Annotated in this window: 25 protein-coding genes; 14 read left to right on the plus strand and 11 right to left on the minus strand. The window is 74.3% G+C overall.

The genetic code is table 11. The annotated features are described in order from the left end of the window. Positions 1-160 precede the first annotated feature (160 nt). The 5 genes from AC07DA_RS01220 (at position 161) to AC07DA_RS01240 (ending at position 2,952) form a co-directional block, all read left to right on the plus strand. Positions 161-502, plus strand: coding sequence for a DoxX family protein (locus tag AC07DA_RS01220; RefSeq protein ID WP_479123388.1), 342 nt, complete (start codon positions 161-163; stop codon positions 500-502). Beyond that, on the plus strand, positions 499-996 hold the full coding sequence (locus tag AC07DA_RS01225) for a Zn-ribbon domain-containing OB-fold protein (RefSeq protein ID WP_479123390.1): 498 nt from the start codon (positions 499-501) through the stop codon (positions 994-996). Before AC07DA_RS01220 ends, AC07DA_RS01225 begins: the two co-directional genes overlap by 4 nt. A 112-nt stretch (positions 997-1,108) precedes the next feature. Beyond that, positions 1,109-1,711 (plus strand): GNAT family N-acetyltransferase, encoded by a 603-nt coding sequence (locus AC07DA_RS01230; RefSeq protein ID WP_479123392.1) that lies wholly within the window; start codon positions 1,109-1,111, stop codon positions 1,709-1,711. A 95-nt stretch (positions 1,712-1,806) separates the two neighbouring features. Next, the gene (locus tag AC07DA_RS01235) at positions 1,807-2,019 is read left to right on the plus strand and encodes a DUF4287 domain-containing protein (protein ID WP_479123393.1); all 213 of its coding nucleotides are present in this window, start codon (positions 1,807-1,809) and stop codon (positions 2,017-2,019) included. 57 nt (positions 2,020-2,076) lie between these two features. After that, positions 2,077-2,952, plus strand: a complete 876-nt coding sequence (locus AC07DA_RS01240) for a GNAT family N-acetyltransferase (protein WP_479123395.1) — start codon at positions 2,077-2,079, stop codon at positions 2,950-2,952. A 167-nt stretch (positions 2,953-3,119) separates the two neighbouring features. On the opposite strand, the gene AC07DA_RS01245 is transcribed toward AC07DA_RS01240, so the two are convergent. The 3 genes from AC07DA_RS01245 to AC07DA_RS01255 form a co-directional block, all read right to left on the minus strand. Then, complete coding sequence (locus AC07DA_RS01245) at positions 3,120-3,785, minus strand: pyridoxine/pyridoxamine 5'-phosphate oxidase (RefSeq protein WP_479123396.1); 666 nt, start codon at positions 3,783-3,785, stop codon at positions 3,120-3,122. Positions 3,786-3,821: 36 nt separating this feature from the next. Next, on the minus strand, positions 3,822-4,247 hold the full coding sequence (locus tag AC07DA_RS01250) for a pyridoxamine 5'-phosphate oxidase family protein (protein ID WP_479123398.1): 426 nt from the start codon (positions 4,245-4,247) through the stop codon (positions 3,822-3,824). An 81-nt stretch (positions 4,248-4,328) separates the two neighbouring features. After that, entirely contained in the window at positions 4,329-5,498 is a 1,170-nt protein-coding gene (locus tag AC07DA_RS01255) for a thiolase C-terminal domain-containing protein (RefSeq protein ID WP_479123400.1), read from the minus strand. 109 nt (positions 5,499-5,607) lie between these two features. Between AC07DA_RS01255 and AC07DA_RS01260 the strand changes: the two genes are divergently transcribed. Then, positions 5,608-6,786, plus strand: coding sequence for an acyl-CoA dehydrogenase family protein (locus AC07DA_RS01260; protein ID WP_479123402.1), 1,179 nt, complete (start codon positions 5,608-5,610; stop codon positions 6,784-6,786). Beyond that, positions 6,786-7,307: a nitroreductase family deazaflavin-dependent oxidoreductase gene (locus AC07DA_RS01265; protein WP_479123404.1), complete on the plus strand. Its 522-nt coding sequence runs from the start codon at positions 6,786-6,788 to the stop codon at positions 7,305-7,307. Before AC07DA_RS01260 ends, AC07DA_RS01265 begins: the two co-directional genes overlap by 1 nt. Positions 7,308-7,357: 50 nt before the next feature. On the opposite strand, the gene AC07DA_RS01270 is transcribed toward AC07DA_RS01265, so the two are convergent. Then, positions 7,358-7,993 (minus strand): TetR family transcriptional regulator, encoded by a 636-nt coding sequence (locus tag AC07DA_RS01270; RefSeq protein WP_479123866.1) that lies wholly within the window; start codon positions 7,991-7,993, stop codon positions 7,358-7,360. 134 nt (positions 7,994-8,127) lie between these two features. Between AC07DA_RS01270 and kbpA the strand changes: the two genes are divergently transcribed. After that, positions 8,128-8,850 carry an AfsK-binding protein KbpA gene (gene kbpA, locus AC07DA_RS01275; protein ID WP_479123406.1) on the plus strand — a complete coding sequence of 241 codons (723 nt, stop codon included), beginning with the start codon at positions 8,128-8,130 and terminating at the stop codon, positions 8,848-8,850. A gap of 192 nt (positions 8,851-9,042) precedes the next feature. Continuing rightward, positions 9,043-11,427, plus strand: coding sequence for a protein serine/threonine kinase AfsK (gene afsK / locus AC07DA_RS01280; RefSeq protein WP_479123407.1), 2,385 nt, complete (start codon positions 9,043-9,045; stop codon positions 11,425-11,427). A gap of 76 nt (positions 11,428-11,503) precedes the next feature. Here afsK and AC07DA_RS01285 read toward each other — a convergent pair whose 3' ends face one another. From AC07DA_RS01285 to AC07DA_RS01300, 4 genes are read right to left on the minus strand one after another with little or no spacing between them, the layout of a single operon-like run. Beyond that, the gene (locus tag AC07DA_RS01285; RefSeq protein ID WP_479123868.1) at positions 11,504-12,454 is read right to left on the minus strand and encodes an alpha/beta fold hydrolase; all 951 of its coding nucleotides are present in this window, start codon (positions 12,452-12,454) and stop codon (positions 11,504-11,506) included. Between the two features lie 50 nt (positions 12,455-12,504). Beyond that, positions 12,505-13,278: an enoyl-CoA hydratase/isomerase family protein gene (locus tag AC07DA_RS01290; protein ID WP_479123408.1), complete on the minus strand. Its 774-nt coding sequence runs from the start codon at positions 13,276-13,278 to the stop codon at positions 12,505-12,507. Next, complete coding sequence (locus tag AC07DA_RS01295) at positions 13,275-13,688, minus strand: Zn-ribbon domain-containing OB-fold protein (protein WP_479123409.1); 414 nt, start codon at positions 13,686-13,688, stop codon at positions 13,275-13,277. The genes AC07DA_RS01290 and AC07DA_RS01295 overlap by 4 nt, the downstream gene beginning before the upstream one ends. A 4-nt stretch (positions 13,689-13,692) precedes the next feature. Continuing rightward, positions 13,693-14,853, minus strand: a complete 1,161-nt coding sequence (locus tag AC07DA_RS01300) for a lipid-transfer protein (protein ID WP_479123411.1) — start codon at positions 14,851-14,853, stop codon at positions 13,693-13,695. Positions 14,854-14,953: 100 nt separating this feature from the next. On the opposite strand from AC07DA_RS01300, the gene AC07DA_RS01305 reads away from it, so the two are divergent. After that, complete coding sequence (locus AC07DA_RS01305) at positions 14,954-16,561, plus strand: FadD3 family acyl-CoA ligase (protein WP_479123413.1); 1,608 nt, start codon at positions 14,954-14,956, stop codon at positions 16,559-16,561. Here AC07DA_RS01305 and AC07DA_RS01310 read toward each other — a convergent pair. The 3 genes from AC07DA_RS01310 to afsR form a co-directional block, all read right to left on the minus strand. After that, the gene (locus tag AC07DA_RS01310; protein ID WP_479123415.1) at positions 16,551-17,474 is read right to left on the minus strand and encodes an SMP-30/gluconolactonase/LRE family protein; all 924 of its coding nucleotides are present in this window, start codon (positions 17,472-17,474) and stop codon (positions 16,551-16,553) included. The two genes, AC07DA_RS01305 and AC07DA_RS01310, sit on opposite strands and share 11 nt — an antisense overlap. Before the next feature lie 228 nt (positions 17,475-17,702). Beyond that, entirely contained in the window at positions 17,703-17,888 is a 186-nt protein-coding gene (locus AC07DA_RS01315; protein ID WP_479123417.1) for a hypothetical protein, read from the minus strand. A gap of 206 nt (positions 17,889-18,094) precedes the next feature. Then, positions 18,095-21,094 (minus strand): SARP-family global regulator AfsR, encoded by a 3,000-nt coding sequence (gene afsR, locus AC07DA_RS01320; protein ID WP_479123419.1) that lies wholly within the window; start codon positions 21,092-21,094, stop codon positions 18,095-18,097. A gap of 227 nt (positions 21,095-21,321) precedes the next feature. Here afsR and AC07DA_RS01325 point away from each other — a divergent pair, with 227 nt between their 5' ends. The 4 genes from AC07DA_RS01325 to AC07DA_RS01340 all read left to right on the plus strand — a co-directional run bounded on the left by AC07DA_RS01325 (position 21,322) and on the right by AC07DA_RS01340 (position 25,480). Further along, positions 21,322-22,566 (plus strand): amidohydrolase family protein, encoded by a 1,245-nt coding sequence (locus tag AC07DA_RS01325; protein ID WP_479123421.1) that lies wholly within the window; start codon positions 21,322-21,324, stop codon positions 22,564-22,566. A 14-nt stretch (positions 22,567-22,580) separates the two neighbouring features. Beyond that, positions 22,581-23,483 carry a TIGR03619 family F420-dependent LLM class oxidoreductase gene (locus AC07DA_RS01330; protein WP_479123423.1) on the plus strand — a complete coding sequence of 301 codons (903 nt, stop codon included), beginning with the start codon at positions 22,581-22,583 and terminating at the stop codon, positions 23,481-23,483. Positions 23,484-23,493: 10 nt separating this feature from the next. Further along, entirely contained in the window at positions 23,494-24,264 is a 771-nt protein-coding gene (locus tag AC07DA_RS01335; protein ID WP_479123425.1) for an SDR family NAD(P)-dependent oxidoreductase, read from the plus strand. 97 nt (positions 24,265-24,361) lie between these two features. Then, positions 24,362-25,480, plus strand: a complete 1,119-nt coding sequence (locus AC07DA_RS01340; RefSeq protein WP_479123427.1) for an LLM class flavin-dependent oxidoreductase — start codon at positions 24,362-24,364, stop codon at positions 25,478-25,480. The last annotated feature ends 4 nt before the right edge of the window (positions 25,481-25,484 follow it).

Consider the following 25,484-nt stretch of genomic DNA (forward strand, 5'->3'; position numbering starts at 1 on the left):
GAGCGTAATCCCGGACCCGCTTGATGGGTCTCGGTCAAGACCGGAATTGGTTGCGGATTGATCACGGCTGCGCGTGCGCGGCGGGTTCCGAGCACTGTTGCACCCCTCCCGTCTGACGTACTGTCAGACGACATCGCCGGCGACACCTCGGGGGCAGCGCATGGACACGATCCGGCTCGGTGAGGCGGAAGGCCCGGCCGTCCCGCGGGCCGGAGTCGGGCTGGGGCGGCTGGAGAGCCGGCGGCCCCCGGACCGCAGGGGCTGGTTCGAACAGGGCACCGGCATCGCGTGGGCGGCGGGCGTCGCCGCGCGGCACCGCCGGAGTGCCGTCCGTTCGGCGTTCCGTACGGCGGTCGCACCCCGCCCGCGCGTGAGGGGGTACGCCGTCGTCCACGCGGAGCGCGCGCTCGGACCGGGGCCGCGCACCGGCTGCCTCACGCCGGTCGCCCCGGCGGGCGGGTTCCTCCTCAACGCCCCCAGCGCGCCGGGGCTGTTCCGGTGACCGCCCGCTTCGACCTGCCGGAGACCGACCCCTTCAGCCGGGCGTACTGGGACGCGGCGGCCGAGGGCCGGCTGCTGATCCGCCGCTGCCACGCCTGCGGCCGGGCCCACCACTACCCGCGCGAGTTCTGCCCCCACTGCTGGAGCGAGCACGTGAGCTGGGAGAGGGCGAGCGGCCGTGCCACGCTCTACACCTGGTCGGTCGTCCACCGCAACGACCTGCCGCCCTTCACAGACCGCACGCCCTACGTCGCGGCCGTGGTGGACCTGGCCGAGGGGCCGCGGATGATGACGGAGATCGTGCCGGCGGGGTCGGACCCGGCCCCCTCCGGCCCCGGTGGCACCGCACCCGAGCTGCCGGCCCCGGCCCCTTCCGGCGGTGCCGTGCCCGGGCTGTCGGCCGGCGCGGCCCTGCGGGTGGCGTTCCGGGAGGGCGTCCCGGTCTTCCGGGTCGTGGGGGCGCCGTCCACGCAGCCGGGGCGGCGGCGGGGATGAGCGGCCGGGTGCGGCCGGTGCGCACGGAGCGGGCCCCGCCCCCCGGCGTGCGGTATCTCTCGATCGCTCCGCCCCCGGCCCTCCGCGCCGGGTTACGGGATTGAATGGGCCCATGGCCCCCCTACGCGACCAGTCCCTGACCGGCCCCCGCGCGGAACTCCACGGCCACGGCCTGAGCCTGCGCCCCTGGGACGCCGGGTCCGGTCCCGACATCGACGCCTGGCTGCGCGGGATGCGGGACCCGGACTTCCGCCGCTGGAACACCCCGCTGCGACCGGTCACGAACCGGGCGAGTGCGCGCGAGTCCCTGCTGGCGCGGGCGCAGAGCGCCGCGGAGGGCACCTCCGTCTCCTTCCGCGTCGCAAACGCGCGCACCGGCGAGGTATTGGGGCACATCGGCGTCAACGAGATCAAGTACCACCTCAAGGTCGCCCGCGTCGGCTACTGGGTGCTCCCCGAGGCCCGCGGCCGGGGCGTGGCGACCGGGGCCCTGCTGCTCGCCGCCGACTGGGCCTACGCGGAACTGGGACTGCACCGGCTGGAGCTGGACCACGCGGTCGGCCACCACGTGTCGTGCCGGATAGCGCGGCGGTGCGGTTTCGCCTACGAGGGCACCCTGCGCGGGGCGGTCTTCCAGGAGGGCCGGCACGACGCGTTCCGGGACGCCCACCTCCACGCCCGGCTGGCCACGGACCCGGTTCCGGCGGCCGGCTGACCGGCTCCGGGTGACCCGGATCACACGCGTCGGCCGATCAGTGCGGACCGTCCCGCCGGTCGTACGAGGCGACCGCAGAGAAGGGACCACCGGAGATGACCGCACCCGTGAAGGGCCCCGCGAGCTACTTCCCCTCCATCGAGAAGAAGTACGGCCGCCCGATCGCCGACTGGCAGGCCCTCATCCGCTCCTCGCCGCTCACCCGCCACATGGAGCTCGTCGCCTGGCTCAAGTCCGAACACGGCCTGGGCCACGGACACGCCAACGCGCTCGTCGCCCACACCCTCGCCGAGGACAGCGGCACGTGAGCCGGCGGGGACGGAAATCCGGAAGTGCCGGACGGCGCACCGGCGGCACCATGAGGCATGGACACCGACACCGACACCGACACCGGCACGTGGCACCTCACCCATGACCTCGACGACTTCCTGCTGCGGGCCGGAGTCTTCCTGCGCTCCCGGCCCGCGCCGCACACCGTCCCGCTGACCGTCACGGAGACCCTGCGCACCCGCGGGTCGCGCGTGTACGGCGACGGCGAGCCGGAGTTCGGCGTGCTGGAGCGGGACGGGGAGGTCCGGGCCGCGTTCTTCCGCACCCCGCCGCACTGGCTCAACGTCACCGCCCTCACCCCACCGGAGGCCGGTGGTCTCGCCGCGCGGCTGGCCGGCCTGGGCAGGCCCCTGCCCGGGGTGAGCGCCGAGCGCGACACGGCCGCCGCGTTCGTCGCGGCCTGGCAGCGGCACACGGGCGTCACGGTGAGCCTCCGCCAGCGCCAGCGCCTCTACCGGCTCGGCACGCTCACCCCGCCCCGGCCCCTGCCGCCCGGCAGGCCCCGGAGGGCCGTCCGGTCGGACCACGCCCTCCTCGTGCGCTGGCACGACGAGTTCACCGAGGCCGTCGGCGCGGGCACCGTCCGGGACTCCGCCGAGTGGGCGGACGCCCGGATCGACAGCGGCGGCGTCACCTTCTGGGAGACCCCCGACGGCACCCCCGTCGCGATGGCCGGCACGGGCCCGCGGGTCGCCGGACAGGTGCGGGTCGCCGGGGTCTACACCCCGGCCCCGCTGCGCGGCCGTGGCTACGCGGGCGCCGTGACGGCCGAGGTCAGCCGCGCCGCCCTCGCCGCCGGGGCGACCGAGGTGCTGCTCTTCACGGACCTGGCGAACCCGACCAGCAACGGCCTGTACCAGCGCATCGGGTACCGGCCGGTGGCGGACTTCGCGGTGTACGACTTCGCGTAGCCGACGGGGGCGATGTACGTCAGGCGGCCGGACGGGCGGGCACCACCCGGGGGTGAACGGGTGGAGCCGAGCCCGTTTGCGAGCCCCATGAACGGCGGCGCGCAGTGCTCCTGGCCGCGGCCGGGGCGATCACCGTGGTCGGACCGGCCCCGGCCCCGGGGCCCCGGTCACGGCCACAGCAGCTCCCGCGTCCACCCCTCCCCGGCGCGCCGGTAACGGAGCCGGACGTGCCGTCGCCGTTCGTCGCCCTGGAAGAACTCGGCCTCCTCGGCCCGCAGCCGGTACAGCGTCCAGGAGGGCACCGGTGCCTCCGGCTCCCGCGCGGCCCGTTCCCACGCCGACTCCGAGGCCCGGTCCAGCTCCTGAAGCGAGCCGAGGACCTCGCTCTGGCGGCCGGTCAGGGCGGCGGCCAGGGCACCGGTCGAGCGGGCGTGCAGGTCGCCCTGGGACTCCTCGGACGGGGCGGCCGACACCGGGCCGCGGACACGGACCTGGCGGCCCAGCACCGGCCAGTAGAAGCCGAGCGCGGCGTACGGGCGGCCGGTGAGGTGGCGGCCCTTGCGGCTGCCGGCGTGGGAGGCGAAGGACCAGCCCCGCTCGTCCGCGCCGTGCAGCATCACGATCCGCACGTCGGGCAGGCCCGACGCGTCGGCGGTGGCCAGGGACATGGTGTGCGGCTCGGGCTGCCCCGCCGCCACCGCCTGCGCGAACCACTCGGCGAACAGGGGGAGGGGGGCCTCGGGGGCGCCGGCCGGGTCGAAGGGCCGCAGGTCCGTGGTCGTCGGGTCCCAGACCCGCAGCGACCTCAGCAGCTCGTGAAGATCGGTTGCCATGCCCCGATTGTCACCGCACGCCAGGCCCCCTGCGGTTCACACCTGCCCCAGGTCCGAGGACACCCACCGCTGCGGCCGCATCCGCAGCACCAGCTGCTCCCCGTGGTTCTTCCAGGCGAAGTCCACGTAGCCGTCGACCTTCTCGGCCGGCAGGTAGCGCGCCGAGATCTCCCGGAGCTGTTCGAGGGTCGCGGGTGCCGTGTCGACGACGGGCCCCTCCACGGACACGTACCGGATCGTGGGCTCGATCCGGTCCACCATGAGGGAGAACCGCCCCGCCGCGCTGATGAGTTCGTTCTTCCGGCTGTCGCGCCCGGTCATGATCCAGATGTCGCCGCCGGGCTCGTACTGGTACCAGATCGGCACGGTGAGCGGGGCGCGTCCCGCTCCCGCGTCGACCGCGAGCGCCGCGATGTGCGGTTCGGCCAGGAACTGTTCACGTTCTTCGCGGGACAGGGCCACCACGGTCTCCTTCGGCAGAGGCGGTCGGTCCCCGGGACAACTCCGGCGCGGTGTCCGGGTGTTCCCCGCGGCCGCGGCCGGTCATCCCGCCGCGAGCACCACCGTCCCCGACGAGCAGAACCAGCCGCCCGTCCCCGACGCCACCGCCAGCCGCGGCAGCGACCCGTCGGCGCGCCGCACCTGCCGGTCCCCGCACTCCCCGCGCAACTGCCGTACCGCCTCGACCAGCAGGAACAGCCCCCGCATGCCGGGGTGCTGGGCCGACAGGCCGCCGCCGTCGGTGTTCACCGGCAGCGCCCCGCCCCCGACCCGCAGCCGGCCCTCGCCGACGAACGCCCCGCCCTCGCCCTTCGCGCAGAAGCCGAGGTCCTCCAGCGTCACCAGGGTCATGTAGGTGAAGGCGTCGTAGATCTCGGCGAAGTCGATCTCCGAGGGCCGCACGCCCGCCCGCCCGAAGGCCAGCCGCCCGCTGACCGCGGCCGGCGACACCGTGAAGTCCGGCCACTCGGACATCGAGGCGTGCGAGACGGACTCCCCGCTGCCCAGCACCCACACCGGGCGGGTGCGGCAGTCGCGCACGTACTCCTCCGCCACCAGCAGCACCGCCGCGCCGCCGTCGGAGCGGACGCAGCAGTGCAGTGTGGTGAACGGGTCCGCGATCACCGGCCCGGCGGCCACGTCGTCCACCGTGACCGGGGTGCGGAACAGCGCCTCGGGGTTCAGGGCCGCGTTCGCCCGGGCCTGGACCGCGACCTGGGCCAGCTGCTCGATCGTCGTGCCGTACTCGATCATGTGCCGGCGGGCCGCCATGGCGTACTTCGCGATCAGCGTGTGGCCGTAGGGGACCTCGAACTGGGCGGGGCCGCGCGAGCCGAAGGACAGCGTGCCGGTGCGCCGGCCCGCCCGGACGTCCGCGCGGGCCGTCGACCCGTAGGCGAGCAGCACCGCCCGGGCGTGCCCGGCCGCGACGGCGTCAGCCGCGTGGGCCGCCATGACCTCCCAGGTGGAGCCGCCGACGGAGGTGGAGTCGACCCAGGTGGGGCGCAGGCCCAGGTACGCGGCGACCTCCACGGGCGCCAGTGTGCCCAGGCCGGCCGAGGCGAAGCCGTCGACCAGCGACCGGTCGAGCCCCGCGTCGGCGAGGGCGCGCCGGGCGGCCTGGGCGTGCAGGGCGTACGGGGTCGCGTCGGCCACGCGGCCGCAGTCCGACAGGGCCACGCCGACGAGGGCGACTTTCCTCCGGGCCACCATGAATCTGACGGTACATCAGACAACTCCCCGGCGGGAGCCGCGTGACCCTGGGCATCGCCGCCCCGCGCCCCTAATATGACGGGCCGTCAGACGTGGAGGGAGGCAGCTCATGGACGCCCGCTTCACCGCCGAGCAGGACGCGGTCCGCCGCACCCTGCGCGACCTGCTCGGCAAGCGCTGCGGCCCCGAGGAGGTACGGGCCGCCGCCGACACCCCCGACGGGCACGACCCGGCCCTGTGGACCGCCCTCGCCGCCCGCCTCGGCCTGCCCGGGCTCGCCCTCCCCGAGGGCTACGGCGGTGCCGGCTGCTCGGTCACCGAACTGGCCCTGGCCTGCGAGGAGACGGGCCGGGCCCTCGCCCCCTCCCCGCTGCTCGCCACGGCCGTCCTCGCCGCCCCGCTGCTGCTCGACCTCGGCACCGGCGCCCAGCGCTCCGCGCTCCTGCCGCGGATCGCCACCGGCGCGCTCACGGCCGCCCTCGCCGTACCGGGGCCCGCCCTCGCCACCGCCCTCGCGCTCACCGCCCGCGACCGGCGCGGGAGCTGGGCGGGCGGCGGCCGGGCCGGGGGCGTCCAGGCCCGGCGGGCGGACGGCGGCTGGCGGCTGTACGGGCAGGTGGAGCAGGTCCTCGACGGGCACAGCGCGGACCTCCTGCTGGTGGCGGCCCACGCCGGCGGCTACGCCCGCTCCCGGGTACTGCTCTTCCTCGTCGGCGCCGGCGCGGCCGGCCTCACCCGCGTCCGGAGCACCGCGCTGGACGCCACCCGCCCGCGGGCCCGGATCCAACTGCGCGACGTGGAAGCGGAGTTGCTCGGACCGGACGGCGACGACGTGCCCGGTGCCCTCGCCCGGGTCGGCGACGGTGCCGCCGCCTGCCTGGCCGCCGAGGCGGTGGGGGCCGCGGACCGGATGCTGGAGCGGACCGTCGCGTACGTCCGGCGGCGCGAGCAGTTCGGGCGGCCGATCGGCTCCTTCCAGGCGGTCAAGCACCGGCTGGCGGACGTCCACGTCCAGGTGCGGGCGGCCCGGTCGGCGGCGTACTACGCGGCCTGGGCCGCCGCCCGCGACGAGGCGGCGGGCGGCCTCGCCCTCGCCCAGGCACTGGACGCCCTGCGCGGCGCCGCCGCCGAGGGCGTCCAGCTGCACGGGGGCATCGGCTTCACCTGGGAACACGAGGCTCACCTGTACGTCAAGCGCGCCGCGGGCGACGCGCTGCTGTTCGGGCCGGCCCACCGGCTGCGGGCGCACGCGGCCGACGCGGCACACGTCTTCGAGGAGGCCGGCTGATGGCGAGGGCCGTGCGGTTCGTGCAGAAGGTGTCCGCCACCCCGGGCTTCGCGCGGGTGGCGCCGTACGTGGTCCCGGCCCTGGACCGGGCCGTGCACCGGCTCACCCGGGGGAAGGTGCTGCTCAGCGCACGGCTGCTGCCCGGTGTGGTGCTGACCTCGACCGGGGCGCGGAGCGGACTGCCCCGCCGTACGCCGCTGGCCTGCGTGCCGGAGGACGGCGGGCGCGGCTGGCTCCTGGTCGGGTCCAACTTCGGGCGGCCGGGGCACCCCGCCTGGAGCCACAACCTGCTCGCCCACCCCGACGCCGACATCAGCTGGAAGGGCCGGGACATCCCGGTCACGGCCCGGCTGCTGCAGGGGGAGGAGCGGGCGGCGGCCTGGCGGGCGGTACTGGCGTTCTGGCCGCCGTACGCGGCCTACCAGGCCCGGGTGGAGCGGGAGATCCGGGTGTTCCGGCTCGTGCGGAGGCAAAGCGGCCGGACGCCGGAAAGCACGACAGGCGGCCGTCCACCGGGGTGAACCGCCGCCTGCCAGACAGGACTTGGGAAAGGGAGGGTGGCCGCGACCGGCTACTTCGTCGGCTTTCTCCCGGTGACGCCCAGGTACACCAACAGCGCGAGGTTCGGTTTCAGTTCGGCCTGCTTCACACCCCAGGAGGAGAAGCCCTTCTGGTGCGAGGCGACGGCCGCGAGCATCGCCACCAGCGAACCGGCGACGGCCGCCGGGTTGACGTCCTTGTCGACCCGGCCCTTGGCCTGGAGCTCGGCGACGGCGTCCGCGAGGGAGTTGTTCACCGAGTTGAGGATCTTCATGCGCAGCTTGTAGAAGCGCTTGTCGCCCTCGGCGGCGCCGAGGTCCACGACCCGGAGGATCGCGTCGTTCTTGCGCCAGAACTCCAGGAACCCGTCGACGAGTTCCTGCGCCGTCTGCCAGCCGGCCTTGCCGGCCCAGGAGCGGCCCTGGAGGAGCTCGGTCAACGTCGCGCCCTCGGCCGCCATTTGCTCGGCGATCTCCAGGACGGCGCCCTCGACGTCCGGGAAGTACTGGTAGAACGTCGCGGGCGAAGTGCCCGCCTTCCGGGCGACATCGATGACTTTGACGTCCCGGTACGGGGAGGAGCTGAGCATCTCGCTGAGGCAGTCGAGCAGCTTCTGCCGGGTCGCCTGCCCACGCCGGCCGGCCACGCGGCCGTCGACGGTACGCACTTGTCCTGTCATGCCGTCAGCTTACCGAGGCGTGATCGGGGCGCGATTCGGCCGACTGCAAATGGGGTGCGAGGGGGTGCGGGGGCTGGTGTGCCTGGTCTGCGGGGTGCGGCCGTCACGGTTACGTTGGCGGCATGGCCGAAAACAGGGCATCCGTGTACGCAGAGGGCGTCCCTTGCTGGGTGGACGCGCAGCTCCCCGACGTCGAGGCGGGCAAGCGCTTCTACGGTGAACTCTTCGGGTGGACCTTCGAGGACTGGTTCGGTCCCTTCACGCGGGCGCTGAAGGACGGCGAACCCGTGGCCGCGCTGGTCCGCAAGATGGACGGCCGGCTGCCCACCGTCTGGACGGTGTACTTCTCCACCCCGGACGCCCGGGCCCTGGTCCGCCGGATCCAGGCCGCCGGCGGGCAGGTCGTCCAGTCGCCGGTGCCGGCCGCCGAACTGGGCGTCACCGCGCTGGTCACCGACCCGGAGGGGGCCGTGTTCGCCCTGTGGCAGCCGCGGGAGCACCCGGGCTTCGGCCGGCGGCACGAGCCGGGCACCTTCGCCTGGGCCGAGCTGTACGCGCGGGACACCGAGGCGGCCAACACCTTCTACGGCGACCTCTTCCGGGAGGCCCTGTTCGGACCCGAGGCCGAGCCCGACTTCGGCCGCGCCCCGGTCTCCGACGTCTTCCCGGCCGAGATGCCGCCCCACTTCCTGGTGCACTTCGCCGTCGAGGACGTACCGGCCGCGCTGGAGGAGGTGACGCGCCTCGGCGGGCGGGTCCAGGCCCCGCCGTTCGAGACCTCGTACGGCACCGTGGCCGTCGTCACGGACGACCAGGGGGCCTCCTTCGCGCTGCTGCGCCGCTGAGCGGGCGCCCACTGGTCATGTTTCGTCCCCGTATGGGGGCAGACACCCCAATGGTCACCGGGTTCGCCACCAGGGCTCGGGCCAGGAAGAATCGGGGTGCGTGCCGCCATGGCGGTGCGGTGGTGAGACGCTGCACGGGGTCGCGTGGAAGATGTGGCTTGGCGCGGCTCGTACGGGGAGGTGGCAGGCAGAGTGGTGGATCAGCTGACGCAGCACGATCCGCGGCGGATCGGGCCGTTCGAGGTGCTGGGACGGCTGGGTGCCGGCGGCATGGGGCTGGTCTATCTCGCGCGCTCGGCGTCCGGCCGGCGCGTGGCGATCAAGACCGTCCGGACAGAGCTGGCCGAGGACCAGCTGTTCCGGGTCCGCTTCACCCGTGAGGTGGAGGCGGCCCGGGCCGTCTCCGGCTTCTACACGGCCGCCGTCGTGGACGCCGACCCGCGCGCCGCCGTGCCGTGGCTGGCCACCGCGTACGTGCCCGCGCCCTCCCTGGAAGAGATAGTGAACGACTGCGGGCCGCTCCCGGCCCAGGCGGTGCGCTGGCTCGCGGCGGGCGTGGCCGAGGCGCTGCAGTCCATCCACGGGGCCGGTCTGGTGCACCGGGACCTGAAACCGTCGAACGTCCTGGTCGTCGAGGACGGCCCGCGGGTGATCGACTTCGGTATCGCGTCCGGCGTTTCGAACACGCGTTTGACGATGACGAACGTGGCCGTCGGCACGCCCGCCTACATGTCCCCCGAGCAGGCCAAGGACTCCCGCAGCGTCACGGGCGCCAGCGACGTCTTCTCGCTCGGCTCCATGCTCGTCTTCGCCGCCACCGGGCATCCGCCCTTCCACGGGGCCAACCCGGTCGAGACCGTCTTCATGCTGCTGCGCGAGGGCCCGGACCTCGAAGGGCTCCCGGACGAGCTGCGTCCGCTCATCGAGTCCTGCATGCAGATGGACCCCACGGCCCGTCCCAACCCGGCCGACCTCCAGGCGCAGCTGGCCCCGCACCTGTTCGGCTCCGGTTCCGACGACAGCGGCACGGCCTCCGCGTGGCTGCCCGAGCGGGCGGTGCACCTGATCGAGTCCCGCCGCAACGGCCGCCCGGCCGGCAAGCCCGCCGCCGGCTCCGGCCGCAGTGGCGGCGGCCGCCCCGCCCCGGGCCCGGCGCCCATCCCTCCCCCGCCCTCGCACGACCCCGTCGTCCCGGCGCCCGCGCCGGTGCCCGCCCCGGTCGGCGGCCCCGACACCGGACCCGTGCGGCTGGCCGGCGCCCAGGTGCCCATCGGCCCGGGCCCGCGCGTCGCCGACGTGCGCGCCGCCGCCGTCAAGGCGCCCCCTCCGGAGGCCGCCCTCGCCGCCTCCTGGTCCAAGCCCCGCCCCGGCGTCAACGGCACCGACCCCGCCGTGGGCCCCGCCGTCGCCGCGCCCCCGGCCCCGGCCGCGCCGCCCGAGCAGCCCGGCGGCTGGCGCCCCTGGCGCTTCCGCATGTCCAACGACGTCTGGGGCACCCCGGCGGTCGCCGACGACCTCGTCTACGTCACCTCCTTCGAGGTGCACGCCCTGGACGTGGCCACCGGCCGCCGCCGCTTCAAGACCCGGGACGTCGCCTGGTCCATGGCCGTCGCGGACGGCCGCATCCACGCCTCCGACGGGCCCACCCTGTTCGCCCTGGAGGCCCGCGAGGGCGGCGACCTGTGGCGCCTGCAGACGGACGCCTGGGTCTACTCGCTCAAGGCCGGCCGCGGCACCGTCGTCACCGGCACCCGGGGCGGTGGCGTCCAGGGCTGGGAGGCCTCCAGCGGCCGGAAGCTGTGGGAGGTCACCGGCTGCCAGACCGACTTCGAGTCCCCCGAGGCCGGGCCCGCCCTGCACGACGGCACGGTCTACGTGTGGCAGGACGCCCGGCTGCGCGCCCTGGACGCGCGCACCGGCGACGAGCGCTGGTCGTACCCCATCGGCGACGCGGCCTCCTGCGGCGGTGTCCCGGTCCGGCTGATCCAGGCGCCCGACGGGTACGTGTACGTCTGCGCCGGCACCCGCGTCCTCGCCCTGGACGTGGCCGCCGGGCACGTGCGGTGGCACTTCGAGGCCCCGGCCGTCTTCCTCTCCCCGCCGACCTTCGTCCCCGGCCCGGCCGTCACCGGCGGCGGCGTCTACCTGGCCGACTACCTCGGCACGGTCTACGCCCTCGACGCCACCGACGGCCGCGACCGCTGGCGCATCGCCACCGAGGCGCGCGCCTCCGTCGAGCCGGTCCTGGTCGCCGCCGGCCACGTCCACGTGGGCAGCGGCAAGGGCCTCTACACCCTGGACGCGGTCACCGGCACGCCCAAGTGGCGCTTCCAGGCGGGCGGCGACATCGTCGGCGCCCCCTCGGTCGCCGAGGGCCGCATCCACTTCGGCTCCACCGACCACCTGCTCTACACCCTGAAGGCCGACGACGGCCGGCTGCGCTGGAAGCTCGCCACCGGCGGCGAGATCACCGGCTCCCCGGTCGTCCGGGACGGGGTGGTGTACGCGTGCAGCAAGGACCGCTGCGTGTACGCGCTGGACGCGGAGAAGGGCACGGGCACGGCGCGCACCGCCTGACCCGCCCGGGACGGCCGGGGCACCGGCACACCGAACGGGCCCCGGACGGCGGCCGTCGCGCGGTGACCGAGGGGCGTCAGCCGCGCAGCTCGGTCAGGAAGCCGAGCAGCGCCTCGTTCACCTCGTCGGGCCGCTCCTGCTGCGTCCAGTGGCCGCAGCCCGGCAGCACCAGCGGCTTGCGGCGCAGGCCGGGCAGCAACTCGGGCAGTCTGCCGATCAGTTCGGGCGTGCCCGGGAAGGCGGGGACCAGGTCGCGGTCGCCGTACACGTACAGCGCGGGCGTGGTGACCACCGCCCGCTGCCAGGGCGCGGTCAGCTCCCAGTTGCGGTCCAGGTTGCGGTACCAGTTGAGGGCGCCGGTGAAGCCCCGGGCGAAGCTCTCGGTGAGCAGGTCGAGGTCCTCCTCGGTGAGCCACGCGGGCAGCACCTCGGGGTCCGGCGCGTCGGCGAGCCAGCCGCGCTCCGGGTCGGCCAGGGCCTGTTCGGGACGCCCGGCGCCCGGCGCGTCACCGGAGGCGGAGTACAGCAGCTTGCGCAGGGTGGTGCGGGGGTCGGCCTCGAACTCGGCCTCGGCGAGGCCCGGCCGCTCGAAGTAGTTCCAGTAGAAGCGCCCCTCGAACCGTTCCCGCATGGTCCGCAGCGGCGGGCTGCCGCCCCGGAACGGCGGCGGCACGCTCAGCCCCGCGACCCCGCGCACCACGTCCGGCCGCAGCAGCGCGGTGTGCCAGGCCACCGGCGCCCCCCAGTCGTGCCCGACGACGAACGCCCGCTCCTCGCCCAGCGCGTGGACGAGTCCGACCACGTCACCCACCAGGTGCAGGATGCTGTAGGCGGAGACGTCCTCGGGGTGGTCGCTGCCGCCGTAGCCGCGCTGGTCGGGCGCGACGACCCGGAAGCCCGCCCGGGCCAGCGGCCCGAACTGGTGCCGCCAGGAGTGCCAGCACTCGGGGAAGCCGTGCAGCAGCACCACGAGCGGGCCCTCGCCCTGCTCCGCGATGTGCAGCCGTATGCCGTTCACGTCGATCATCCGGTGCTCAACCACGCGACGAGCATACGCAGGTGCGGGTGAACGATTCCCTACCGCAACCGGTACTCCCGCCCCCGCTCCGCGAACAGGCGGGCTTGCCGCTCGACCGGGGCGTTCCCGAGTGCGATGAGATGCGGCGCCTGCGCCACGCCCTGGGCGCGGCCCGCCTCGCTCGCGGCCCACAGTGCCCGCACGGTCCCCTCCACGGCCCGCGCCGGATACCGGGCGACGACGGCGGCGCACGCCGTCGCGGCCGCCAACGCGCCGCCCTCCGGGACGAGTTCCGACACCAGGCCCACCTCGTAGGCGCGTCGGGCGGAGATCCGCTCGGCCGTGCCCATCAGCGCCATCCGCGCGATCTCCCCGTACGGCGCACGCTGCGCCATGAGGACGGACTCGTAGGCGCTGACCATGCCGTAGGCGGTGTGCGGGTCGAAGAAGGCGGCGGTGGTGTCGGCGACGACGAACTCCGCCTCACCGAGCAGGTAGAAGGCGCCGCCGCAGGCCATCCCGCGCACGGCGGCGACGACCGGTTTCCACAGGTCGTTCGCCTTGGGCCCGACCCCCAGCAGCGGGTCGTCCTGCGCGTAGGGCGAGCTGGGCTGCGGCACGACGGCGTCCCGGTCGACGCCGGTGCAGAAGGCGCGCTCCCCGGCCCCGGTGAGGACGATCGCCCGCACCGTGTCGTCGAACCGCAACTCCTGCCAGGCGGAGGCGAGTTCGTCGGCCATGGCGAGGTCGATGGCGTTGAGCCGCTCGGGCCGGTTCAGGGTGACGACGGCGACCCCGCTGTCCCGGTCGGCGTCGACCAGCACGGCGCTCACGACCGCTCCGGGACCCACCGGGGCAGGCCGTCGTCGAAGGCGACCTGCACCCGGGCGCCGATGCGGAGCCGCCCGGCGGGCAGGGAATCGAGCGCCGCGCCCGGTTCCGCCACCAGGTTCCCGACGAGCCGGATGCGCGGCGCCTCGTCGAGGGCGACGACGACCACGTTGTACGGCGCCAGTTCCGCGTAGCCGGGCAGCAGCGGCGGATGGGCGACGACGTACGACCAGACGCGGCCCCGGCCGGACACGCGGCGCCACTCGGCCGCGAAGGACTGGCAGTGCGGGCAGCAGGGCCGGGGCGGGAAGCGGGGTTCGCCGCAGTCGGCGCAGGCCTGGACCCGCAGTTCGCCGCGGGCGGCGTACTCCCAGAAGGGGGCGCCGTCGGTGTCGGTGACGGGACGCAGCATCTCTTCAGCTCCTCAGCAGCAGGGCGGAGGTCGGGACCCCTTCACCGGCCGTGACCAGGCAGACCGACGCGCCCGGCACCTGCGCGGTGCTGGTCCCGCGCAGCTGCTTCACCCCCTCGGTGATCAGGTTGAAACCGTGCACGTACGCCTCGGACAGGCCGCCCCCGCCGGTGTTCAGCGGCAGCAGTCCGCCGGTCTCCAGGGCGCCACCCTCGGTGAACGCCCCGCCCTCGCCCCGCCCGCAGAAGCCGTAGCCCTCCAGCGAGAGCAGCACCAGGGGGGTGAACGCGTCGTAGATCTGGGCGACGTCCACGTCCTCGGGGGTCAGGTCGGAGTGCTTCCACAGGTGCCGGGCGGCGCTCCAGGCCGGGCCGGTGAGCGGGTCGTCGTTCCAGTAGTTGACCATGCCGTGGTGCTGCGCGGGCAGCGACTGGGCGGCGGAGTGGACGTAGACGGGTTTCCGGCGGCAGTCGCGGGCGCGTTCGGCGGAGACCACGACGCAGGCCAGCGCGCCGTCGGTCTCCAGGCAGTTGTCGAAGAGGCAGAGCGGCTCGCTGATCCACCGGGACGTCATGTACATCTCGCGGGTCAGGGGCCGGTCGTACATGATCGCGTCCGGGTTCTGGTTGGCGCGGTTGCGGCAGGCCAGGGCGACGTTGAAGAGGTGGTCCCGGGTGGCCCCGTACTCGTGCAGGTAGCGGCGGGCGAGCATCGCGATCTCGTCGACCGGCCGGAGCAGCCCGAACGGCCGGGTCCATTGGGCCGGGGTCGGCAGCTGCGCGGTGGTGTCGGTCCACGGCCGGGGGCCGCTGCCCCGCTTGCGCGACCGCCAGGCCACCCCCACGCTCGCCTGCCCGCCGGCGACGGCGGCGGCGAGGTGGGCGACGGTCGCGCACGAACCCCCGCCCCCGTAGCCGACCTTGCTGAAGAAGGTGAGGTCCCCGAAGCCGCAGGCCTTCGCCAGCTCCACCTCGTCCGTCTCCTCCATGGTGTAGGAGGCGAGCGCGTCGACCTCGCCGGGCGCGATCCCGGCGTCGTCCAGGGCGGCCAGCACGGCCCGGCAGGCGAGGGTGCGTTCGTCCTCGGGGAGCCGTTTGGCGAAGGGCGTCTGGCCGATGCCGACGAGTGCGGTGGCGTCCTTGAGGCCTGCTGGTCCTGCCGCCATGCTGCGCGCACCTCCGGGGCCGGGGGAACGGTCCTGACAGTCCGTCAGATTACCGCTAATCTGACGGTCAGTCAGCTCCTGGTTCCGGAGGAGGCGCGCTGTGCGGGCGGATACGGCAGGGGAGAGTGTCCCGGGTCTGGTCGCGGCTGCGGCCGAGCGGTACGCGGACGTCGAGGCGGTCGTCGAGGGCCGGACGCGCGTGACGTACGCCGGACTCGGGGCCCGGGTGGACCGCGCAGCGGCGGCCTGCCTGGCGCACGGCGTGGCCCCGGGCGACCGGGTCGGCCTCTGGGCGCCCAACACCCTCGACTGGATCGTCGCCGCCCTCGGCGCGGTCTCGGCGGGCGCGGTGCTCGTGCCGCTGAACACCCGCTTAAAGGGCGCCGAGGCGGCGGACGTGCTGCGCCGCAGCGGAGCGCGGCTGCTGTTCGTGACGGGCACGTTCCTCGGCACGTCGTACGTGGCGTCGCTGCGCAGGGCCGCCGGCCAGGGCCCGGGCGACGGGCCGCTGCCCGGACTCCCCGCCCTGCGGCGGGCGGTGGTCCTCTCGGCTGACGCCCCGCCCGGCTTCCTCACCTGGAAGGACTTCCTGGCCAGCGGCGAGGGGGTGGGGGAGGCGGAGGTACGGCACAGGGCCCGGGCGGTGCGGCCGTCCTGGCCGTCGGACCTCGTCTTCACCTCGGGGACGACGGGCCGTCCCAAGGGCGTGGTGATGACCCACGCGCAGACGGTGCGGGCGTACCGGATCTGGAGCGACCTGGCGGGCCTGACCCGCGGCGACCGCTACCTGATCGTCAACCCCTTCTTCCACACCTTCGGCTACAAGGCCGGTGTGATCGCCTGCCTCGTGCGGGGCGCCACGATGATCCCCCAGCCGGTGTTCAACGTGGACACGGTCCTCGCCAACCTCGCGGCGGAACGGGTCTCCGTCCTCCCCGGCCCGCCGGCCCTTTTGCAGTCCCTCCTGGACCACCCGGCCCGCGACCGCCACGACCTGTCGGCACTCCGCCTGGTCGTGACGGGAGCTGCGGTCGTCCCCCTGCGCCTGGTGGAGCGCCTGCGCGCCGAACTGCGCGTCGCCACCGTCCTGACGGCCTACGGCCTGTCCGAGGCGGGCGGCATCGTCACGATGTGCCGGCGCGGCGACGATCCGGCCGTGATCGCGTCCACGTCGGGCCGGGCGATCCCCGGCACGGAGGTCCGGGTCGTCGACGCCGGGGGCCGCACCCTGGGTCCCGGCACGGCGGGCGAGGTCCTGGTCCGCGGCTTCCACGTCATGTCCGGCTACCACGAGGACGAGCGGGCCACCGCCGAGGTGCTGTCCCCGGACGGCTGGCTGCGCACGGGCGACGTCGGCGTCCTGGACCCGGCGGGCAACCTGCGCATCACCGACCGCCTGAAGGACATGTTCATCGTCGGCGGCTTCAACGCCTACCCGGCGGAGATCGAGCAGCGCCTGGCCCTGCACCCGGACGTGGCCGACGTGGCGGTGGTCGGCGTGCCCGACGCCCGGCTCGGGGAGGTCGGCAGGGCGTACGTCGTCCGGCGTCCGGGCGCCCCGCTGACCGGTGACGACCTGATCGCCTGGGCGCGGCGGGAGATGGCGAACTACAAGGTCCCGCGGACGGTGGAGTTCGTGGCGGAACTGCCGCGCAACGCGAGCGGCAAGGTCCTCAAGGGCGCCTTGCGCGACCGGGTCACCGGCTGACGGGCAGGGCCGGGGTCCCGGTCACCGACATCATCAGCGAGTAGAGCGTGGTGTCGGCGGCGATGAACATGCGGTTGCGCCGCGCGCCGCCGAAGCGGATGTTGGCGACCGTGCCGGGCACCAGGACGCGGCCGAGGAGCGTGCCGTCGGGGTCGTAGCAGTGCACGCCCCCGTCCATGGCCGCGGCCCACAGCCGCCCCTGGTCGTCGCAGCGGATGTTGTCGAAGGTGCCGTGCGCGCACGTGGCGAAGACCCGGTCGCCGCCGAGGCGGCCGTCCTCGCGGACGTCGAAGACGCGGATGTGGTTGGCGAGGCTGTCGGACACGTACAGCCGCCGCTCGTCGGGCGAGAAGACCAGCCCGTTGGGCCCTTCGAACCCCTCGGCGGCCGGCCGCACCTCGCCGCTGCCGGGATCGACCCGGTACACGTTCCGGGCCCCGATCTCGCTCTCCGCCCGGTGCCCCTCGTAGTCGGTGGCGATCCCGAACTCGGGGTCGGAGAACCAGACCGAGCCGTCGGACCTCACCACGGCGTCGTTCGGGCTGTTGAGCCGCATCCCCCGGTACCGCTCGGCGAGCACGGTGACGGAACCGTCGTGCTCGGTCCGCGTCACCCGCCGCGCGCCCTGCTCGCAGGTGACCAGACGGCCCTGCCCGTCCAGGGTGTTGCCGTTCGGGAAGCCGGCGGGCGAGCGGAACACCCCGACGGCGCCGGTGGTCTCGTCCCACCGCAGCAGCCGGTCGTTGGGGATGTCGCTCCACAGCAGATACCGCCCGGCGGGCACGTACACGGGCCCCTCCGCCCACCGGCACCCCTCGAACAGCGTCTCCAGCGCCGAGTCCCCGGCCTGGCACCGGCCGGTGCGGAACCGCTCGTCGAGGGTCTCGTACGTCTGGGGCTGTTCACCGGGCATGGGGTGGGCCTCCGGGGTCGGGCCGTCGTGATCGTCGCGGCCCACTATCGCGCGCCCGGAGCGGCGGCGCACGCCACCGGGCCGGGCGCAGGGAACTGGAGGGCCTCCGCGCGCGGCAGGGTGGGCCGCACCGGCTCCAGGACGCTCCCACGCGCCGGCCGCGGCGGCTCCCCCTCCGCGCCGCCGCGGCCGGCGCTCCCCCCGGCTTCCCCCGTCGGACCGGTCCCGTCAGGCCTTCTCGTCCGAGATGTGGGTGTCCAGCGGGGTGGCGGTGCCGCTGGAGATGTGGGTGTCGAGTGGCTTGGTGTCGCCGGTGTTCGGTTCCCCGCCGGAGATGTGCGTGTCCTGGGGCTTGACGTCCCCGTCGTTCCCGCCGGAGATGTGCGTGTCCTCGGGCTTGACCGTGTCGCTCATGGCATGGATCTCTCTCTGTGACGTGGGCCGGTTCACAGGACGCCCGCCCGGCGACTCCCCCGCGGATCGCCGGACGAGCGTCCAAGGGCCGCTACACCGTACGTGTACGGCCGTCGACCAAACCGTCTGCCCCCCGACACGACGGGTTGGTGGCAACAGAGTGCCGGGCGGCGATAAACGAACGATGAACGCCCGCCCCGCCGCGTTCAGGGGGCCACGGGGCTGAGCAGCGCGCGCACCTCGGAGGCCTCCGCCGAGCCCAGTTTGTCGTAGATCGTCAGGGCCTCGTTCCAGCAGGCACGGGCGCGGTCGGGCTGGCCGAGTTCGAGCAGGGCCTTGCCCAGCACGGTGAGGACGGTCCCGCGACGCCACTCCCCGCCGATGCCGCGCAGGGCGATGGCCTGCTCGGCGTGGGCGGCCGCGGGCGTCGGACGGCCCGCCGCCAGGTGCACCTCGGCGATACGGAAGTGCGTCACGCCCTCCCAGAGCGGCTGCCGGTTCTCCCGGAAGACGGCCAGTGCCGCGCCGAGTTGTTCCAGTGCCTCGTCGTACCGGCCCGCGACGGTCAGCGCGAGTCCGAGGGCGTACCGTCCGTTGGCCAGCCGCAGGGCCGCTCCGAGGCCGTCGTAGATCTCGATGCCCTGCTCCGCCAGCGAGATGGCCGTGCTCGTCTTGCCCAGGGCCAGATGCACACGGGACAGGTTGCACAGCGCGCTGGCCTCGCCGGGGGCGTTCCCGTCCGCGCGGAAGTTGTCCCGGGCGATGCTCAGGTAGGTCTCGGCGTCCTCCAGTTCGTTCTTGTAGAAGGCGATGACGCCGCGTTCCAGGGGTGCGTTGCACGTGGACCACGGGTCCTCGGCCGACTCCAGGGTCATCGCCTTGCTCGCCTCGACCGCCGCCTCGTCGAACCGGCCGGCGCGCACGTGCACCTGCGCGAGGGTGGTCCGGGCCTGGGCCTCGACGTGAGCGTCGCCCAGGCGCTGGGCGGCCCGGCACAGCGCGGTGGCGGCCCGCTCGTAGAAGAGCGAGCCGGCGCCGGACTCGGAGAGGTCCTTCGCCACCAGCAGCAGGCCGGCCGCCCGCCGGAGCGTGGGCGCGTGCAACGTCTGCACGACACAGGCCAGCAGGCACTCGGCCTCGGCGAAGAGCCAGTCGAGGGCCTCCTGGCTGCTGCCGAAGGACAGGCCCTCGTGCGTCGTCGGGGCCAGGTGGTCCACCAGCCGGTCCCCGGGCCGTTCGATCGCGTACACGCCCGCCGCCGACGCCAGGTAGAAGTCCAGCAGGCGGGAGACGGCGGCGTCGCGCTCGCCGGGCGGCTGCTCGTCCCGCTCCGCGCACGCACGCGCGTAGAGCCGCACCAGGTCGTGGAAGCGGTAGCGGCCGGGTGCCGCCGATTCCAGCAGGGACGTGTCGACGAGGGACTCCAGCAGGTCCTCCGTCTCCTCCGCGGGCAGGTCCAGGACCGCGGCGGCCGCCGCGAGGGAGATGTCCGGGCCGTCGGCCAGGCCCAGGAGGCGGAAGGCGCGGGCCTGGGCGGGCTCCAGCTGGCCGTAGCCCAGCTCGAAGGTGGCCTTGACCGCCAGGTCGCCGGCCTGGAGCTCGTCCAGGCGGCGGCGTTCGTCGGCGAGCTTCGCCGCGAGGACCGACACCGTCCAGGTGCGGCGGGCCGCCAGGCGGGAGGCCGCGATGCGGATCGCCAGCGGCAGGAAGCCGCAGGCCGCCACCACGTCCAGGGCGGCCTTCCGCTCGGACGCCACCCGTTCCTCGCCCACGATCTTCGTGAACAGCGCCAGCGCCTCGTCCGGGGACATCACGTCCAGGTCGACCAGGTGGGCGCCCGCCAGGTCCACCATCCGCACCCGGGAGGTGACGAGGGCGGCGCAGCCGTCCGTGCCGGGCAGCAGGGGGCGGACCTGGGCGGCGTCGCGGGCGTTGTCCAGCAGGACCAGGACGCGGCGGCCGGCCAGCACCGAGCGGTACAGCGCCGCGCGTTCCTCCAGGGAGTCGGGGATCGCCGAGTCGGCGGTGCCGAGGGCGCGCAGGAAGGAGCCCAGCACCGTCTCCGGCTCGGCGGCCCGGGCGCCGGCGCCCTGGAGGTCGACGTAGAGCTGCCCGTCCGGGAACGCCGCGCGCGCCTGGTGCGCCACGTGCACGGCGAGGGTCGTCTTGCCCACGCCGCCGATGCCCGCCAGGGCCGACACCGCCATGACGCGGCCCTCGGCCGAGGCCAGCAGGCCGCCGAGTTCCCGGACGAAGGCGGAGCGTCCGGTGAAGTCCGGCACGGTGGCCGGCAGTTGCGCCGGGCGGACGGGGGCGGAGGCGGGCTCGGGGGCCGGGGAGGAGGGCTCCGCCAGGCCCGGGTCGGCCTGGAGGATGCGCTGCTGCAGCTCGCTCAGGCCGGGGCGCGGGTCCACGCCGAGTTCGTCGGCGAGCAGGCGCCGGGTGTCGGCGTAGACCGCCAGGGCCTCGGCCTGCCGGCCGCTGCGGTACAGCGCCAGCATCAGCAGCTCGCGGAGGCGTTCGCGCAGCGGGTGGGCGGCGGTGAGGGCGGTGAGTTCGGAGACGGCCTCGGCGTGGCAGCCCTGCTCCAGGTCCATGTCCAGCCGGGATTCGAGGAGTTGCAGCCGCCACTCCTCCAGGCGGACCCGCTGGGCCTCCGCGTACGGGCCGGGCACGCCCGCCAGGGTCTCCCCGTCCCACAGGGCGAGGGCACGCCGCAGCACGTCACGGGCGTGGCAGAGGTCACCGGCCGTGCGGGCCTTCTCCGCCTCGGTGGCCAGGTCCTGGGCGACGACCAGGTCCAGGGCGCCCTCGGCGAGGTCGCGGACCGCGTATCCGCCGGACTCGCTGACCAGGACGCCCGGGTCGAGCACCTTGCGCAGGCGGGAGGCGTAGGTCCGTACCGCCGCCAGGGCCTGCGAGGGAGGTTCCTCGCCCCACAGGGCGTCGATCAGCTCGGCGGCCGTGGCCGTGCGGCCCTCGCGCAGCAACAGCGCGGCGAGCAGGGCGCGTTGCTGGGGGGAACCCGTGGCGATCGGCTCGTCCTCCCGCCAGGCGCGCACGGGCCCGAGCACGCTGAAGCGCAGCGGCGCGGACGTCACCGCCCCGGCCGGTTCCGCCGGGTTTCCCGGTCCCGGTGACTTCGGTGCGGATCCGGGACGCCGCTGCTCCGGTACGCGCGGTACACCGGCCGGTACACCGTCCATGCAGTCCCCCTCGACATCCTGAGCAACCACGCCAGTTTGCCTTGTGCGGGCGGATACGTCAGCCGTGGGAGACGCCGATCACAGGGTGGCGCACGGGAGTCCACGAGGTCTGCACGGCCTCTCCGCACAGGCCCCGCGACGGGCCGTGCCGATCGGGCCACCCCGTCCGGAACCGCCTCCCGCCCACGTAGCTGACGCACCGTCAGATCGGCGCTACGGTGAAGCGCATGGACAGCCACGAGAGCACGTTTCCGCTGATCATCTCCGTGGACGACCACACCGTGGAGCCCGCGCACGTCTGGCGGGACCGGCTTCCGGAGAGGTACCGGGACGTCGGGCCGCGTGTCGTGCGGGCGCCGGTGAAGGAGATGACCTTCCTCGGCGGGCGCTTCAGGCCCGTGATGGGCGAGCCCGGGGACGACGGCCCGGTCGGGGACTGGTGGGTCTACGAGGGGCTGCGCCGGCCCCTGACCCGGCTCGACACCGCCGTCGGATACGACCGGGACGAGATCAGGCTGGAGGTCATCACCTACGAGCAGATGCGGCCCGGCTCCTACGACGTCACCGCGCGGCTCGCCGACATGGACGTCAACCACGTCCAGTCCGCCCTGTGCTTCCCGACGTTCCCGCGCTTCTGCGGCCAGACCTTCACCGAGGCCGAGGACCGCGAACTGGGCCTGCTGTGCGTGCGCGCCTACAACGACTGGATGGTGGAGGAGTGGTGCGGCCCCGACGCCCATGGGCGGCTCATACCGCTGCCGCTCGTCCCCCTGTGGGACGCCGGGCTGGCCGCGGCGGAGGTCCGGCGCAACGCCGCGCGCGGGGTGCGGGCCGTCGCCTTCTCCGAGATCCCGCCGTTCCTCGGGCTGCCCTCGATCCACACCGACGACTGGGACCCGTTCCTGGCCGCCTGCGACGAGACCGGCACCGTCATCGCCATGCACATCGGCTCCAGCAGCCGGATGCCTTCCACCTCCGCCGACGCCCCGCCCGCCGTCGGCTCCACCATCACCTACGCCAACTGCTGTTTCTCGATGGTCGACTGGCTGATGAGCGGCAAGTTCGAGCGGTTCCCGAACCTCCGGGTCATGTACGCCGAGGGGCAGATCGGCTGGATCCCCTACATCCTGGAGCGGGCCGACGTGGTGTGGGAGGAGAACCGGGGCTGGGGCGGCGTCGCCGACAAGGTGCACCGGCCGCCGTCCGAACTGTTCGCCGGGCACGTCTTCGGCTGCTTCTTCGACGACGCCTTCGGGCTGCGCAACCTCGACTCCATCGGCGTCGGCAACGTCCTCTACGAGACCGACTACCCCCACTCCGACTCCACCTGGCCCAAGTCCCGCGAGGTGGGCGAGGCGCAGATGGGGCATCTGGCACCGGACGTCGTCGAGCGGATCGTGCGGGGCAACGCCATCGAACTGCTCGGACTCACGGACGAGGGGCTGTGGCCGGGCGGCGGCGGTGCGCGGTGACGCTGCGGTACGGGATGCAGCTGCCCGTCCAGTCGCAGAGCGCCCTCTACGCCGAGGGCTGGGAGGCCGGGGCCGGTCCGGCCGACCTGGTGGAGGTCGCGCGCGCCGCCGACCGGGCCGGCTTCGACTACCTGGCGAGCTGCGACCACGTGGCGGTCCCGCACCGGCTGGCCGCCGCGATGAGCACCGTCTGGTACGACCCCGTCGCCACCCTCGCCTACCTCGCCGCCGCCACCGACCGCGTCCGGCTGCTCAGCCACGTCGCGGTCGTCGGGCTGCGGCACCCGCTCGTCACCGCCAAGCAGTACGCCACGCTCGACCACCTCAGCGGCGGCCGGCTGGTCCTCGGCGTCGGTGCCGGGCACGTCCGGGAGGAGTTCGAGGCGCTGGGCGTCGACTTCCACCGGCGCGGGGCCGTGCTCGACGAGTGCCTGGACGCCCTGCGCGCCGCCCTCGGGCCGGAGGAGTTCCCCGAGCACCACGGCGAGCGGTACGACTTCGCGGGGCTCGGGCAGCGGCCCCGCCCGGCACAGGAGCGCGTCCCCCTGTGGGTCGGGGGCTCCTCGCCGGCCGCCGTACGACGGGCCGCCCTCAAGGGGGACGGATGGCTGCCGCAGGGAGACCCCAGGGACCGGCTGCCCGGGCAGATCGCGCGGATCCGCGCGCTGCGGGAAGGGGCGGCGGTGTCCGGCCCGTTCACGGTGGGCGCCATCACCGAGCCGCTGTACGTCGGCACGCCCCGCTGGGACGTCGGCCGCCGCACCCTCTCCGGCGGGCCCCGGGAGCTGGCCGAGTCGCTGCGGGCGTACCGGGCGATGGGCGTGGACCGGATCCAGGTGCGGTTCCGCAGCCGGGACCGCGCCGAACTGACCGACCAGATAGCGGCGTTCGGCGCCGAGGTCGCCCCCGAGCTGTGAGGAGGGCCCCATGGGCAAGCTCGACGGACGGGTCGTCATCGTCACCGGAGCCGCACGCGGCCAGGGCGAGCAGGAGGCCCGGCTGTTCGCGGCCGAGGGCGCCGGGGTCGTCCTGGCGGACGTGCTCGACGACCGGGGCGAGGCCCTCGCCAAGGAGATCAAAGCCCGGTACGTCCGTCTCGACGTCGGCCGGGAGGACGACTGGCGGGCCGCCGTCGCCGCGGCCAAGGAGGCGTACGGGCACGTCGACGGGCTCGTGAACAACGCCGGGATCCTGCGCTTCAACTCCCTGCTGGACACACCGCTCGACGAGTTCATGCAGGTCGTGCGGGTCAATCAGGTGGGCTGCTTCCTCGGCATCCGGACGGTCGCCCCGGAGATGGCCGACGGGGGCACGATCGTCAACACCGCCTCCTGCACCGGCCTGACCGGGATGGCGGCGGTGGGCGCCTACGCGGCCACCAAGCATGCCGTGCTCGGGCTGACCCGGGTCGCCGCCCTGGAACTGGCCGGGCGGGGCATCCGCGTGAACGCCGTCTGCCCGGGGGCGGTCGACACGGCGATGTCCAACCCGGCCCGGCTCGACCCGGAGGCCGACTGCGAGGAGGCGGCACGCGGGCTGGACCGGCTGTACCGCAGGCTCGTGCCGCTCGGGCGGGCCGGGCGGCCGGAGGAGGTGGCCCGGCTCGCGCTGTTCCTGACCTCGGAGGACTCCTCGTACATCACCGGCCAGCCGTTCGTGATCGACGGCGGGTGGCTGGCGGGCGTCAGCGTCATCTGACGCCCTGCCGGCTATTGACGCTCATGGCGGCCGGTGGAACAGTCGGAGTCATCGATCTGACGGACCGTCAGAAACGACCGTGGGGCGGTGAACCTCCTTGGAGTTCGGCATCTTCGTACAGGGATACGTCGGCAAACGGGCCGAGACCGACCCGCTCGCCGAGCACAGGGCGCTGATGGAGGAGACCGAGTACGTCATCCAGGCCGACAGGTCCGGCTTCAAGTACGCCTGGGCCTCCGAGCACCACTTCCTGGACGAGTACTCGCACCTGTCCGCCAACGACGTCTTCCTCGGGTACCTGGCCCACGCGACCGAGCGGATCCACCTCGGATCGGGGATCTTCAACCCGCTGGCCCCGGTCAACCACCCGGTGAAGGTCGCCGAGAAGGTGGCCATGCTCGACCACCTCAGCGGCAACCGGTTCGAGTTCGGCAGCGGCCGGGGTGCCGGGTCGCACGAGATCCTCGGGTTCCTGCCGGGGATCACCGACATGAACCACACCAAGGAGATCTGGGAGGAAACCATCGCCGAGTTCCCCAAGATGTGGCTGCAGGACGAGTACCGGGGCTTCCGGGGCAAGCACTGGTCGCTGCCGCCGCGGAAGGTGCTGCCGAAGCCGTACGGCCCGGCGCACCCGGCCATGTGGTACGCGGCCGGGTCACCCCCGTCGTACGCCATGGCCGCGCGCAAGGGGCTCGGCGTGCTCGGCTTCAGCGTGCAGAAGGTCTCCGACATGGAGTGGGTGCTGGAGCAGTACAAGACGGCGATCGTGGACGCCGAGCCGGTCGGGGCGTTCGTGAACGACAACGTGATGGTGACGACCACGGCGATCTGCGCCCCGACGCACGCGGAGGCCGTGCGGATCGCGGCCGGTGGAGGGCTGCACTACCTGCCTTCGCTGGTGTTCCGGTACCACGACACGTTCCCGCGGCCGGAGGGCTTCCCGGAGTGGCCGCAGACGCTGCCGGAGTACACCGAGGAGTTCGTCGAACTGCTCATCCAGGACGAACTGCTGATCTGCGGCGACCCGGACGAGGTCGGCCGGCAGTGCAAGCGCTGGGAGCAGGCGGGCGCCGACCAGCTCTGCTTCGGGCTGCCGGTGGGGGTGCCGAAGGAGGAGACGCTGCAGACGATCCGGCTGGTGGGGGAGTACGTGATTCCCGAGATCGACACGGATCCCGTGCATCGGACTACGCGGTTCCGGCGGGGTGGTTGAGCGT

It is taken from the genome of Streptomyces sp. NPDC044921 (genome assembly GCF_056432865.1).